This is a genomic window from Caulobacter sp. UNC279MFTsu5.1 (assembly GCF_900114015.1).
Lineage (GTDB): Bacteria > Pseudomonadota > Alphaproteobacteria > Caulobacterales > Caulobacteraceae > Caulobacter.
The window spans coordinates 75,095-87,267 of the sequence record NZ_FORN01000021.1 but is presented as its reverse complement, the minus strand read 5'-3'; the positions used below and the strand labels follow the sequence as shown (position 1 = coordinate 87,267).

The following is a 12,173-nucleotide window of genomic DNA, read 5'->3' as shown; positions in this document are numbered from 1 at the left end:
TCCGCCCCCTCTGGGGGCGGACAGACCGCGAAGCGGTCAGGTGGGGGCAAGTGTTCACCGGCACGGCTTCTCATCCTCACGCGGAAACCCGCTGAGCGTATGGAAAGGGTCGCGGAGCGCCGGACGCCGTCCGGAGTTTGGAAAAAGAATACCGTTTCGACGAAGCCCGATCGCTCCGCGCGGTCGTTATCCGGAAGCCCGCGACGCTGAGCCCTGTTCGAGCCTCGCCGCCTTGAAGCCTCCGACGGGCGGGCCAGGTCAACGAACCCTGGTCCCGGACCGCGGGCCTGTCACCGCCCGCCTGCTGATCCGCCAGCCCTCACGTCACGCCGTTTTAGTGTTCCATGCCCGGCCGGCCCTGGAGACGCGAGGTTTGGTCCAAAAGGACCGCCGATGGAGCTTCCCGCTCGATCGCCCCCCGCCGCCGCAACTGGTCGCTGGCCATGCGCCCTTTCCCTGCGTCGAGGTGAGACCAGGATACGGCCGGTCCGAGAGGGTGCGGGGCATAAAGTTTTAGGTCAGGGATATCAGCGACTTGGCGGCCGTTCAGCCGGGGACACGCACTCACACTGAACGCCCTGCAAACCGGCCGGCGCACCGCCGTGAGTGCGCGTCCCCTTCCCTACTCCACCACCCAGTACCGGTAGCCATAGGCCGGCACGAACCCCAGGCCGCTGTAGAGGGCGATGGCCGGGGCGTTGTCGGTCTCGACCTGCAGGTAGGCGCGGCGGGCGCCCAGGGTCCGGGCCTCGTGCAGCAGGGCCGCCAGGATCCGGCGGGCCAGGCCCTTGCGGCGGTGGCTCGGCAGGGTGCGCATGCCGAAGATCCCCGCCCATTCGCCGTCCACGGCGCTGGCGCCCAGGGCCGCGACCTCGCCGTCGATCTCCAGCCGGGCGAAGCGGGCCGGCGCGGGGATGCGGCCCAGGGCGTCCAGGCGCTCGCGGGCGTCGGCGGCGTTGCCGGCGGCGCTGGCGGTCAGCACCGCCTCGAAGGCCGGGTCCGGCGCGTCGGACAGGGTCACGGCGATGTCCGCCATCGCCGCGATCATCCCCGAGGCCTCGCCCACCATCACCACCGTGCCGTGGGTGGGCCTGTAGCCGCGGGCCCGCAGGTGCTCGGACAGATTGGCCGGGACCACCGCCCCGTCCGACAGCTTGAAGCGGGCGGGCAGGCCGCGCGCGGCGTAGAAGGCCTCGGCCGCGGCGATGGCCTCGTCGATCGGCCGGTCGGGCTCGCCCAGCGGCCAGCAGGCGTTGATTCGCAGCGACCAGCCGTCCGAGGCGTTCAGCCGCCAGCCGCCCAGGGCTCCGCTCTGGCGCGCCGGCCAGGCCCGATCGGCGACGATTTCGAGAAGACGGGGATCGACGGTCATCGGGTCTTCCATAGCAGGCGGGCGCCGGTTCGTTGGAACCGGCGCCCGTCAATTTCGCGTATCGAACGAGGAACGGCGGCCTAGAGCGGCTTCAGATTGGCCGCCGCGATCTTGCCGCGCTCCTCGGCGGTGTCGAAGCTGACCTTCTGCCCCTCGTCCAGGCTGCGCAGGCCCGCGCGCTCGACGGCGCTGATGTGGACGAACACGTCCTTGCCGCCGTCATCGGGCTGGATGAAGCCGAAGCCCTTGGTGCCGTTGAACCATTTCACTACGCCGGTCGCCATGGAGTGTCTCCTAGAGAAGGCCGATCCGATGCCCGGACAAGCGGGCGGGTAACAATCTCAGTTGTCCGGGTAGCATTCGCAGGCCCAAATCCAGGATTGCGGGCCAGAGTGGACACGCCCTCGTTGAGGGGTCAATTCAAAAAACGGCGATATCCTTAAGCGCGCGCGCCGCTCTTTCTCGCTCTGCTTTGGCTCAAGGCTCGCGGAGAAGCGCCTCGACCAGGGCGCGGGCCTCCGGACTGGACCAGTCGGCCTCGCCCGACATCCGCGCCCGCTCGCGCCCCTGCTTGTCGTAGAGGACCGTGGTCGGATAGCCGGCGGCGCGCGGCTCCAGCTCGAACGACATCTTGTAGTTCTTGTCGCGATAGACCTGCAGCGGCGGGTTGGCGGCCATTTCCGCCTGGATCAGGTTCAGGTCGCTGTCGCGGTCGACGCTGATCGGCAGCACCTTCAGCGGCTGGGTCGCATAGGCGGCCTGCAGCCTGGCCAGGGTGGGCATCTCCTTCTTGCAGGGCGCGCACCAGGTGGCCCACAGGTTCATCACCACCACCTGGCCCTTGAAATCGGCCAGGGTGCGCGGCTTTCCGGCCGCGTCGGCGAACACCGTGGCCGGCGCGGCGCGCGGCTGGGCCGGCACGTCCAGCTTCTCTAAGGACGCTTTCTTGAATTCCTTGAGGTCGAGGCCGCCTGCGGGTTTGAACGAAGCCTGAGCGATGACGTATAGAACCGCCGCGACGCCGATCAGCAGAACGGCGCCGATCGCCCATTTCAGCGGGCCGAGCTTGCGCGCGGCCTGATCCTTGCCCGACTGGATTTCGCTCATATGACCGACGACGCCTCCGATAAGCCCGCCGCGAACGGCCAGGGCCAAGCCATGTGGGGCGGCAGGTTCTCGGCCAAGCCGGCGGAGCTGATGCAGGCGATCAATGTCAGCATCGGCTTCGACAAGCGCCTGTGGGCGCAGGACCTGGCGGGCTCCCGCGCCCATGCGCGGATGTTGATCAGCCAAGGCGTGATTGCAAGCGCCGACGGCGAGGAAATCCTCAAGGGCCTGGACGCCGTCGAGGGCGAGATCACGGCCGGGACCTTCCCGTTCCGCGACGAATACGAAGACATCCACATGAACATCGAGGCGCGGCTGCGCGAGCTGATCGGCCCGACGGCCGGCCGCCTGCACACCGCCCGCTCGCGCAACGACCAGGTGGCCGTCGACTTCCGCCTGTGGGTGCGCGAGGCCTGCGACCGCTCGGCCGCCCAGCTGGACGGCCTGCAGCGCGCCCTGGTCGCCCAGGCCGAAACCCACGCCGACGCCCTGATGCCGGGCTTCACCCACCTGCAGCCGGCCCAGCCGGTGACCTTCGGCCACCACCTGATGGCCTATGTCGAGATGTTCGGCCGCGACGCCTCGCGGTTCCGCGACGCCCGCGCCCGGATGAACGAGTGCCCGCTGGGCGCCGCCGCCCTGGCCGGCTCGCCCTTCCCGATCGACCGCCGCCAGACCGCCGCGTCGCTGGGCTTCGACCGCCCGACCGCCAATTCGCTGGACAGCGTCTCGGCCCGCGACTTCGCGCTGGAAGCCCTGTCGGCCGCCTCGATCACCGCCACCCACCTGTCGCGCCTGGCCGAGGAGATCGTGCTGTGGACGACGCCGATGTTCGGCTTCGTCAAGCTGACCGACGCCTTCACCACCGGCAGCTCGATCATGCCGCAGAAGAAGAACCCGGACGCGGCCGAGCTGATCCGCGCCAAGGTCGGCCGGATCCTGGGCTCGCTGACCACCCTGACCGTGGTCATGAAGGGCCTGCCCCTGGCCTATTCCAAGGACATGCAGGAGGACAAGGTCCCGACCTTCGAAGCCTTCGACGCCCTGGAGCTGAGCCTTCTGGCCATGGCCGGCATGGTGTCGGACTTGACGCCCAACACCGAGAAGATGGCCGCCGCCGCCGGCGCGGGGTTCTCGACGGCTACGGATCTCGCCGACTGGCTGGTCCGCGAGCTGAACATGCCTTTCCGCGACGCCCACCACGTGACAGGCTCGGCCGTGAAGGCGGCGGAGGGCAAGGGCGTGGATCTGGCGGAACTGGCGCTGGCCGACTTGCAAGCGATCGAGCCGCGCATCACTTCTGAAATCTACACCGTGCTCACGCCCGCCGCCTCGGCGGCCAGCCGCACGAGTTACGGCGGGACCGCTCCCGCCCAGGTCCGCGCCCAGATCGCGCGTTGGAAGGAACTGCTCGGATGATCCGTCCCCTCACCCTGCTCACGATCGCCGCCCTGGCCCTGACCGCCGCCGCCTGCGGCAAGCAGGCCGAGCTGGAGCGCCCCGCCCCGCTGTGGAACGCCCAGAAGAAGGCCGCCTACGAGGCCGAACGGCGCCGCGGCTCGGCCACCGCCAACCAGCCCGCGCGCGCCAACGGCACGCAGGAGAACATTGACCCCGCGTCGAGCAACCGCACGACCCGCGCCGCGCCGCTGAGCGGCGCGCACGACCCGTTCGGCGGCCCCTCCGGCGCCGGCTTCCCCAGCGCCCAGGGCAACTGACGACGTGAACCATTTCGAGTACGGCCCCGAGGGCCTGGCCTGCGAAGGCGTCCCGCTGGCCAGGATCGCCGGCGACGTCGGCACGCCGGTCTATGTCTATTCCCGCGCCACCCTGGAGCGGCACTTCACCGTGTTCCGCGACGCCCTGGTCGGGGCCGGGATCGTCGACCCGCTGATCGCCTATGCGGTGAAGGCCAATTCCAACGTCGCGGTGCTGAAGGTGCTGGGCAAGCTGGGGGCCGGGGCCGACACGGTGTCGGAGGGCGAGGTGCGCCGCGCCCTGGCCGCCGGCATCCCTGGCGAGCGGATCGTGTTCTCGGGCGTGGGCAAGAAGCGCGGCGAGATCGCCTTCGCGCTGAAGGCCGGCGTCGCCGAGATCAATGTCGAGTCCGAGCCCGAGCTGAACCTGATCGCCGCCGTCGCCGCCGAGCTGGGCGTCAAGGCCAAGGTGGCGTTCCGGGTCAATCCCGACGTCGCGGCCGGCGGCCACGCCAAGATCGCCACCGGCAAGTCCGAGAACAAGTTCGGCGTGTCGTTCGCCGAGGCCGCGCGGCTCTACGCCAACGCCAGCAACCACGCCCACCTCGAGCCGATCGGCGTGGCCTGCCACATCGGCAGCCAGATCACCGACCTGACGCCGATGCGCCAGGCCTTCGGCAAGATGCGCGGCCTGGTCGAACAGCTGCTGGGCGAGGGCCTGCACGTCGAGCGCCTCGATCTCGGCGGCGGCCTGGGCGTGCCCTATTTCGACATGCCCGAACCGCCCTCGCCGGCCGAGTTCGCGGTCATGGTCGCCGAGGCGATCCAGGACCTGCCGGTGAAGCTGGCCTTCGAGCCGGGCCGGGTGATCGCCGCCAACGCCGGGGTGCTGGTCAGCGAGGTGATCCACGTCCACGAGCGGCCGGAGGGCAAGCGCTTCCTGGTCATCGACGCGGCGATGAACGACCTGATCCGCCCGGCCATGTACGACGCCTTCCACGACATCCGGCCGGTGATCAAGCGCGCCGGGGAAACCAGCTACGACGTCGTCGGCCCGATCTGCGAGACCGGCGACACCTTCACCCGCGACCGCGCCCTGCCGCCGTTCGGGCCGGGGGACCTGGTGGCCTTCATGTCGGCCGGGGCCTACGGCGCGGCCATGGCCAGCGAGTACAATACCCGGCCGCTGGTGCCCGAGGTGCTGGTGGACGGCGACCGGTTCGCGGTGATCCGCGCGCGGCCGTCGTATGAGGAGATGCTGGCCCGGGACGTGCCGCCGGACTGGGTTTAGGCGGCTAACACCTGCCCCCTACGGGTCGCTTGGCGACCGTCTTCCCCAAAGGGGGAAGAGCCTAAAGCGCGAGGCTCCGCCCCCTATGGGGGCGGATAGACCGCGAAGCGGTCAGGTGGGGGCAAGTGTGGCCCCCTCACATAGATGATTCAGTCCAGCGCCCCGATGTACGGCAGCCCGCGGCTCTTGCCCTCGTCGTCCAGGCCGTAGCCGACCAGGTAGCGCGCGGGCGCTTCCCAGGCGACGAAGTCGGGCTCGATGCGCGGCTTGTCCCAGGGCTTGCGGGCGAAGACCGCGGTCAGGACCTCGCTGGCGCCAGCGTCCTTGACCAGCTTGGCGGCCTCGCCCAGCGACAGGCCGGTGTCGAGCACGTCGTCCACCACCAGGGCGCGGCGGCCGATCAGCGGGCGCTGCAGGTCGGCGCGGACCTCGCAGCGGCCCGAGCTCTTGCGCTCGTCATGGTAGGAGGCCAGCCACAGGGCGTCGAAGCGCACGTCGCGACCGGCCCGCCACAGGGCCCGCGTCAGGTCGGCGGCGAACCACAGGCCGCCGGTCAGCAGGCAGACGGCGACGGTGTCGTTGTCGATGCGCGGGGCGATGGCCTGGGCCAGGGCTTCCACCCGCTCGGCGATTTCTTCCTGGGAAATCAGAACTTCGGGGGCGGAGCGCTCGGTCATGTCAAGTTTTCTGGGTCAATGATGGTCGGCCGGGGCCGGGTCGACCGCTCCGGTCTCATGACCTGGGGGCTCCTGTCCAGCCCCTTGCGTCTCGTCGACCGGCGGCGGCGCGCCCGCCGCCAGCTCGGCCGGCTGGTCCTGGGCGCCGCGCAGCGACGGAGCCTCGGGGTCGGCCGCCTTCTCGACATGGGCCGCGGGACCGGCATGCCTGGCCGCGCCCGGCTCCAGGGCGAAGCCGATCTCCAGGGTGTTGGCCGTGCGCGGCGGATCCAGCAGGGTCACCGAGAAATGCCGGGTCTGGCTGGGCGGGATCAGCGGATCGGCGGCGGCGGCCAGCTTCCCGGCCACCCGCTTCTCGTGCTTGTTCAGCAGGGCCACCCGCAGCGGCGGGGTGGTCACCGCGTGGTCGGTGATGTTGCGCAGCACGCCAGTGATGGTGATGGCGGCGTGGCCATCCTGCATGGTCGGCTCGGCCTTCAGATCCTCGACCGTCAGGCCGACGGTGTTGACCGGCCGATTGACGAACGCATAGGCCCCGGCCGTGCTGGGCAACAGCCGGGCCACGTTCATGTTGAAGACATAGGCGCAGCCCAGGATCACCAGCATGACGGCCACCATGCCGCCCCAGATGACGCCCGTGGTCTTGGCCTCCTTCAGGCGGCGCTCGGCGTCGGCCCGGGCCCGGAACACCTTGGGCAGCTCCTCGCCCGGCAGCTGGTCGACGGGGGTCTGCGGATCGTCGGCGGGATTGGACGCGCCGTCCAGCGCGGTCAGGTTCGGCTCGCCCGCCAGGTCGGCGACCGAGGGTTCTTCGAACAGATCCAGGGCCTCTTCGTTGCGGGCCGTCCAGCGGGTCCCGCAGGCCGCGCAACGCACGACACGACCAGCCGCGCCGACCTTGGAGTCATCGACGAAATAGCGGCTGGCGCACTCGGGACAGGTCAGTATCATGGCCGCGAATCGGACGCTCCCCGCTCCTACACACGAGGTCGCCGATTTTGCCAACCATGTCCACACGACCCAGCGACACACCCTTGCGCACCGATGACGTCCAGGATGGCGGCGCCGTCCCCGTCGTGCGCTTCGAGGGGGTCTCGATGCGGTATGGACGGGGGCCGGAAACGCTCAGCGATCTCAGGTTCACCCTACACCCAGGGTCTTTCCATTTCCTCACCGGCCCGTCGGGCGCGGGAAAGAGTTCGCTGCTGAAGCTGATCTATCTGGCGCACCGTGCGTCACGGGGTCGCGTCGAGCTGTTCGGCCGCGACATCAGCCTGACCCGGCCCGAGGACCTGCCGTTCGTGCGCCGCCGGATCGGGGTGGTGTTCCAGGACTTTCGCCTGCTGGACCACCTGCCGGTGTTCGACAACGCCGCCCTGCCGCTGCGCATCGCCGGCCGCAAGCCGGCCAGCTATCGCGATGACGTGGCCGAGCTGCTGCAGTGGGTCGGGCTGGGCGACCGCATGCACGCCCTGCCCGCCACCCTGTCGGGCGGCGAGAAGCAGCGCCTGGCCATCGCCCGCGCCGTGGTCGACCGCCCCGACGTGCTGCTGGCCGACGAGCCGACCGGCAATGTCGATCCGGCCATGTCGTTGCGCCTGCTGCGACTGTTCGTCGAGCTGAACCGCCTGGGCACCACGGTGCTGATCGCCACCCACGACGAGGACCTGGTCGCCCGCGCCAACCGCCCCACCCTGCACCTGGAGAACGGCCGCCTGGTCGACGTCGCCGACGACGGACCCGACCCCGGCTACGACGACGGCTACGAGGAGGACGAAGGGTGAGCGACCGCTTCTCCGTCGCCCGCTGGAAGCCGGGCCAGCTGCTGCCGCCGCGCGACGCGCGGGACGGCTCGCTGGTGTTCGTGGTCGCGGTGCTGTGCTTCCTGGCCTGCCTGACGGCCCTGGCGGCCCTGGCCTCGACCCGCGCCGCCACCGGCTGGACCGCCCAGCTGACCGGCTCGGCCACGGTGGTGGTCCGCCCCCGCGCCAGCGAAAGCCCCGACAGCGCCGCGGCCCGCGCCGCCGAGACCCTGGCGGGCGTGCGGGGCGTGACCGAGGCCCGCGCCCTGCCCAAGGACAAGGCCGAGGCCCTGCTGGAGCCGTGGATCGGCCGCGAGGCCCTGATCGCCGACCTGCCCGTGCCGCGCCTGGTGACCCTGGACCTGGATCCCAGGGCTCCCGCCACCGCCGCCACGCTGAACAAGGCGTTGAAGGACGCCAATGTCGACGCCGTGGTCGACGACCACAGCCGCTGGATCGCCGACATCGAGCGCGCGGCGCGCCTGGCCGGCTGGGCCGCCATCGGCGTGTTCGGCCTGATCGCCACGGCGGCGGCGGCCGTGATCATCTTCGCCACCCGCGCCGCCCTGACCGCCCGCCACGACATCGTCGAGGTGCTGCACCTGTCGGGAGCCGAGGACGGCTTCATCGCCAACCTGTTCCAGAACCGCTTCGCCGGCATGGCCTTCTTCGCCGGCTTGCTGGGCGGGGTGGGCGCGGCCATGATCGGGGCGGCGGCGCGGCTGGTGGGGGGCGGCCAGGGCCTGACGCCGGTCCTGCCGCTGGCCTGGACCGATCTGCTGGCGCCCCTGCCCTGTCCGCTGGTGGCGGCGTTGGTGGCCGGGATCGCGGCCCGAGCCGCGTCTCTGCGCCTGTTGAGAGGCATGCCGTGAGAAGCTTCGCCGCGCTGCTGATCCTGGTGATGGTCTGGTTCGTGGGCCTGCTGGCCTTCACCAGCCGGGTCGACCAGTCGACGCCGGCCCAGGAGCCTCCGGTGTCGGACGGGGTGGTGGTGCTGACCGGCGCCTCGAACGTGCGGCTGGAGGCGGCGACCAAGCTGCTGGAAGCCGGCAAGGGCAAGCGCCTGCTGATCTCGGGCGTCAACCGCGAGGCCTCGCGCGAGGACGTGCTGGGCGTGACCAAGGCCGTGCGGCCGATCTACGAATGCTGCATCGACCTGGGCTACGCGGCCGCCGACACCATCGGCAACGCCAGCGAGAGCGCCGAGTGGGCCAAGGCCAAGGACTATCACAGCCTGATCGTGGTCACCGCCGACTATCACATGCCCCGCTCGATGCTGGAGCTGCGCGCGGCCATGCCCGGGGTGACCCTGCATCCCTATCCCGTGGTGACCGAAAGCCTGAACGCCCACCGCTGGTGGAAAGGCGGCACGAGCGCCCGGCGGATGATCGTGGAATACTGCAAGTACCTGGCGATCCTGGGCCGCGAAGCGTTCCTCAAGCTGGGCCCCCAGGACAAGGCCGCCCAGAAGCCGGCGAAGGAATCGTCTTGATCTATCTGCGTTCGTTCCTGTTCCAGCTGTTCTTCTGGCTGTGGTCGGTGGTCTGGGCCATTGGCATGATCGTGACCTATCCTCTGCCCCGCCAGTTCAACACCTGGTCGCTGTCGACCTGGTCCAAGGGGCTGATCTGGGCCCTGCGCTGGCTGGCCGGCATCAGGGTCGAGGTGCGCGGCGAACAGTTCAGGCCCACCGGGCCGGCCCTGGTCGCGGCCAAGCACCAGTCGATGTTCGACGTTTTCAGCCAGTTCGCCCTGCTGCCCGACGCCTGCTTCGTGATGAAGAAGGAACTGCTGATGGTGCCGCTGTTCGGCTGGCACGGGCTGAAGGCGGGCATGATCGTCGTCGACCGCGAGGGCCATTCCGCGGCGCTGAAGAAGCTTGTCCGCGACGCCGTCGACCGCATGAAGGAGACCCGCCAGGTCGTGATCTTCCCCGAGGGCACACGCGGCGAGGTCGGGGTTCCCGGCGACTACAAGCCCGGCATCGCCGCGCTCTATCGCGAGCTGAACCTGCCGGTCACGCCCCTGGCCCTGAACTGCGGCGTCCACTGGCCCAAGGGCTTCCTGCGCCCGCCGGGCAGGATCGTCTTCGAATACCTGCCCCCCATCCCCGCCGGCCTCAAGCGCGGCGAGTTCATGCGCGAGCTGCAGACCCGGATCAACACCGCGACCAAGGCGCTGGAGGACGAGGGGCTGTAGTTGTGGAGGAAATCGCCGGAACCTTGACCCGTTCCGACGGGTTGGAGCGCGCGTTGATCGTCATACGCGCCGACGGTCTGGCGACGTACCGCCGCCAAACGATGGACAGCGCCTCGGGCCGGTGGAAGGCGTCAGGTCCTGACTGCGGTCTCTACGACTCCGTCGAATCCGCCGAGGCCGAAGCGCGCGCCCGAATCTGGTGGCTGGCCAACTAGCGGGCGCTTCAAACTTCATCGACGACCGCCGCCGCCTCGAAAAACCCCATCAGCCAATCGTCGGCCACGAGGTCCAGCACCAGGTGCACGCGGTCGCTGGTCCCGCGGTTGGCCACCGCGTGCGGATCGCCCAGGCGCAGGTACCAGGCCTGGCCCTCCCCCATCTCCACCCGCGTGCGGTTGAGCAGGAACTCGACGTCGGGATTGGTGGTCACCGGCACGTGGATCCGGGCCGCGCCGGTCTCGACGCCCAGATCGAGGTCGGTGTGCTCCTTGATCACCGAGCCGGACGTCAGCCGCATCAAGCGCACGCTGCGCACCTCGCAGGCGAAGGCGGCGATCACGTCGCGGAAATAGGGACAGGGCTCCAGGAACGGGGTGTCGACGAACTCCGTGGCCGCCGGGTCGGAATAGATCATCCGGATCGGATGGGTCTCGCCCGCCGCGCAGCGCAGGGGGATCACGCTCCAGTCGCCCTCGTAGTTCTGGCGCACGAAGTGGGCGGTCCAGGGCGCGGCGGCCAGGGCGTCCAGGTCACGCTGCAGCAGGCCCGGGTCGAAGCTGAACGGCAGTTGCAATCTGTCCGGGTAGGCCATTCAGTGACGCTATGAGGCGGCGAGCGGCGCCGCAAGCGGGATCAGACGGGCGATGACGACGACGGGGCTGGAGGCGCTGCGCGACCTGATCCTCGACGACGCCGGCCTGGCCGAAGCCCTCGACGCGATCCACGATTACGACGCCTTCGCCGCGCGGGCGGTCGAAGCGGCGCGGGCGGCGGGATTCGCGGTCGAGGCGGCCGAGATCCGCGCGGCGATTCAGGCCGCTTCGGTCCCGCCGGCCAGGCGCGCGTCCGCCCAGCCGGGCTGGCTGCCGGCCGAGGTCTCGGACCTGGGCGGACAGCCGGTCGTGAGCTGGCGATGGTTCGGGCGGCGACGGCTGGTCGGGTCCTTTTACGCCGACGACCTGACGCGGGCCGGATATCGTCCCCTCAACCGCCTGGTCGGCCTGCGCACACCCTTGCCCGGCCCGGACGCCCGCCCCGCCCGCGCCCCCGACGGCCTGGTCTTCCACATGTCGCGCTGCGGCTCGACCCTGGCGGCCCGGATGCTGGCGGCCCCGCCGGCCCATGCGGTGATCTCTGAGGCCGCGCCGATCGACGCGGTGCTGCGGCTTCCGGTCGACGACGACGCCAAGGTCTCGGTCCTGCGGGCCATGGTCGCGGCCCTGGGCCAGGTGCGCTACGGCGAGCGTCGCCTGTTCCTCAAGCTCGACTGCTGGCACGTGCGCGACCTGCCCCTGTTCCGGCGCGCCTTCCCGGACGCGCCCTGGGTCTTCCTCTATCGCGAACCGGTCGAGGTGCTGGTCTCGCACCTGCGCCGGCGCGGCGTGCAGATGATTCCCGAACTGGTCCCGCCCGCGCGCCTGGGCCTGGACATGCCCGCCGTCCCGGACGCCGACTACTGCGCCCGCGTGCTGGCCGCGCTGTGCGAGGGCGCGGCGCGTCACCACCCGCTCGGCGGCGGCAGGCTGGTCAACTACCGACAGCTGCCCGAGGCCCTGTTCACGGAGATCCTGCCGTACTTCGGGGTGACGGCGTCGGCGGCCGAGGTCCAGGCCATGCGCGCCGCGACGGTCCGCGACGCCAAGGCCCCCGAACAGGCCTTCGCGCCGGACGTCCAGGACAAGCAGCAGGCGGCGACCCCGGCGCTGCGGGCGATCTGCACGCGACGGTTGGGCCCGGCGTATCAGCGGCTGGAGGCGATGCGGGCCGCACAATGACAACCGATCGTGGACGGTCCCCGCCATCTTTTCA

Annotated in this window: 15 protein-coding genes and 1 pseudogene; 10 read left to right on the top strand and 6 right to left on the bottom strand. The window is 70.5% G+C overall.

The genetic code is table 11. The features are described 5' to 3' along the window. Positions 1 to 396 precede the first annotated feature (396 nt). Positions 397 to 573, top strand: a pseudogene (locus tag BM066_RS27030) (hypothetical protein); the annotation flags it as partial. A gap of 49 nt (positions 574 to 622) precedes the next feature. On the opposite strand, the gene BM066_RS13745 reads toward BM066_RS27030, so the two are convergent. The 3 genes from BM066_RS13745 to BM066_RS13735 form a co-directional block, all read right to left on the bottom strand. Next, positions 623 to 1,372: a GNAT family N-acetyltransferase gene (locus BM066_RS13745; protein WP_089928825.1), complete on the bottom strand. Its 750-nt coding sequence runs from the start codon at positions 1,370 to 1,372 to the stop codon at positions 623 to 625. Positions 1,373 to 1,452: 80 nt separating this feature from the next. Next, positions 1,453 to 1,656 (bottom strand): cold-shock protein, encoded by a 204-nt coding sequence (locus BM066_RS13740; RefSeq protein ID WP_007668086.1) that lies wholly within the window; start codon positions 1,654 to 1,656, stop codon positions 1,453 to 1,455. Positions 1,657 to 1,849: 193 nt separating this feature from the next. Next, positions 1,850 to 2,479, bottom strand: a complete 630-nt coding sequence (locus tag BM066_RS13735; protein ID WP_089928822.1) for a TlpA family protein disulfide reductase — start codon at positions 2,477 to 2,479, stop codon at positions 1,850 to 1,852. Between BM066_RS13735 and argH the strand changes: the two genes are divergently transcribed. Genes argH through lysA form a run of 3 tightly spaced genes read left to right on the top strand, consistent with a single transcriptional unit; the run spans position 2,480 to position 5,467 of the window. Further along, positions 2,480 to 3,898: an argininosuccinate lyase gene (argH, locus tag BM066_RS13730; RefSeq protein WP_089928820.1), complete on the top strand. Its 1,419-nt coding sequence runs from the start codon at positions 2,480 to 2,482 to the stop codon at positions 3,896 to 3,898. After that, a complete protein-coding gene (locus BM066_RS13725) occupies positions 3,895 to 4,197 on the top strand; it encodes a hypothetical protein (RefSeq protein WP_089928817.1) in 303 nt (100 codons plus the stop codon). The genes argH and BM066_RS13725 overlap by 4 nt, the downstream gene beginning before the upstream one ends. A 4-nt stretch (positions 4,198 to 4,201) precedes the next feature. Then, positions 4,202 to 5,467 carry a diaminopimelate decarboxylase gene (gene lysA, locus BM066_RS13720; protein WP_089928815.1) on the top strand — a complete coding sequence of 422 codons (1,266 nt, stop codon included), beginning with the start codon at positions 4,202 to 4,204 and terminating at the stop codon, positions 5,465 to 5,467. 149 nt (positions 5,468 to 5,616) lie between these two features. On the opposite strand, the gene BM066_RS13715 is transcribed toward lysA, so the two are convergent. Both BM066_RS13715 and BM066_RS13710 read right to left on the bottom strand, forming a co-directional pair. After that, positions 5,617 to 6,144, bottom strand: a complete 528-nt coding sequence (locus BM066_RS13715) for a phosphoribosyltransferase (protein ID WP_089928813.1) — start codon at positions 6,142 to 6,144, stop codon at positions 5,617 to 5,619. Positions 6,145 to 6,159: 15 nt separating this feature from the next. Continuing rightward, on the bottom strand, positions 6,160 to 7,095 hold the full coding sequence (locus BM066_RS13710; protein WP_089928811.1) for an MJ0042-type zinc finger domain-containing protein: 936 nt from the start codon (positions 7,093 to 7,095) through the stop codon (positions 6,160 to 6,162). A 56-nt stretch (positions 7,096 to 7,151) separates the two neighbouring features. Here BM066_RS13710 and ftsE point away from each other — a divergent pair, with 56 nt between their 5' ends. The 5 genes from ftsE to BM066_RS13685 are packed head-to-tail and all read left to right on the top strand — an operon-like array spanning position 7,152 to position 10,360. Next, entirely contained in the window at positions 7,152 to 7,928 is a 777-nt protein-coding gene (gene ftsE, locus BM066_RS13705; RefSeq protein WP_089928809.1) for a cell division ATP-binding protein FtsE, read from the top strand. Further along, entirely contained in the window at positions 7,925 to 8,818 is an 894-nt protein-coding gene (locus BM066_RS13700; RefSeq protein WP_089928807.1) for a cell division protein FtsX, read from the top strand. Before ftsE ends, BM066_RS13700 begins: the two co-directional genes overlap by 4 nt. After that, positions 8,815 to 9,438, top strand: a complete 624-nt coding sequence (locus BM066_RS13695; protein WP_089928804.1) for a YdcF family protein — start codon at positions 8,815 to 8,817, stop codon at positions 9,436 to 9,438. The genes BM066_RS13700 and BM066_RS13695 overlap by 4 nt, the downstream gene beginning before the upstream one ends. After that, positions 9,435 to 10,145, top strand: a complete 711-nt coding sequence (locus tag BM066_RS13690; RefSeq protein WP_089928802.1) for a lysophospholipid acyltransferase family protein — start codon at positions 9,435 to 9,437, stop codon at positions 10,143 to 10,145. The genes BM066_RS13695 and BM066_RS13690 overlap by 4 nt, the downstream gene beginning before the upstream one ends. A gap of 23 nt (positions 10,146 to 10,168) precedes the next feature. Beyond that, on the top strand, positions 10,169 to 10,360 hold the full coding sequence (locus BM066_RS13685) for a hypothetical protein (protein ID WP_143093731.1): 192 nt from the start codon (positions 10,169 to 10,171) through the stop codon (positions 10,358 to 10,360). Between the two features lie 8 nt (positions 10,361 to 10,368). On the opposite strand, the gene BM066_RS13680 is transcribed toward BM066_RS13685, so the two are convergent. Continuing rightward, positions 10,369 to 10,956, bottom strand: a complete 588-nt coding sequence (locus BM066_RS13680) for an aspartyl/asparaginyl beta-hydroxylase domain-containing protein (protein WP_089928796.1) — start codon at positions 10,954 to 10,956, stop codon at positions 10,369 to 10,371. Between the two features lie 52 nt (positions 10,957 to 11,008). On the opposite strand from BM066_RS13680, the gene BM066_RS13675 reads away from it, so the two are divergent. After that, positions 11,009 to 12,139 (top strand): sulfotransferase family protein, encoded by a 1,131-nt coding sequence (locus BM066_RS13675; protein ID WP_089928793.1) that lies wholly within the window; start codon positions 11,009 to 11,011, stop codon positions 12,137 to 12,139. The last annotated feature ends 34 nt before the right edge of the window (positions 12,140 to 12,173 follow it).

Coding starts and splice junctions, on each gene's coding strand:
- BM066_RS13725 (WP_089928817.1), top strand. CDS start 3,895: ATGATCCGTCCCCTCACCCTGCTCACGATCGCCGCCCTGGCCCTGACC.
- BM066_RS13745 (WP_089928825.1), bottom strand. CDS start 1,372: ATGACCGTCGATCCCCGTCTTCTCGAAATCGTCGCCGATCGGGCCTGG.
- BM066_RS13675 (WP_089928793.1), top strand. CDS start 11,009: ATGACGACGACGGGGCTGGAGGCGCTGCGCGACCTGATCCTCGACGAC.
- ftsE (WP_089928809.1), top strand. CDS start 7,152: ATGTCCACACGACCCAGCGACACACCCTTGCGCACCGATGACGTCCAG.
- argH (WP_089928820.1), top strand. CDS start 2,480: ATGACCGACGACGCCTCCGATAAGCCCGCCGCGAACGGCCAGGGCCAA.
- BM066_RS13735 (WP_089928822.1), bottom strand. CDS start 2,479: ATGAGCGAAATCCAGTCGGGCAAGGATCAGGCCGCGCGCAAGCTCGGC.
- BM066_RS13715 (WP_089928813.1), bottom strand. CDS start 6,144: ATGACCGAGCGCTCCGCCCCCGAAGTTCTGATTTCCCAGGAAGAAATC.
- BM066_RS13680 (WP_089928796.1), bottom strand. CDS start 10,956: ATGGCCTACCCGGACAGATTGCAACTGCCGTTCAGCTTCGACCCGGGC.
- BM066_RS13710 (WP_089928811.1), bottom strand. CDS start 7,095: ATGATACTGACCTGTCCCGAGTGCGCCAGCCGCTATTTCGTCGATGAC.
- BM066_RS13740 (WP_007668086.1), bottom strand. CDS start 1,656: ATGGCGACCGGCGTAGTGAAATGGTTCAACGGCACCAAGGGCTTCGGC.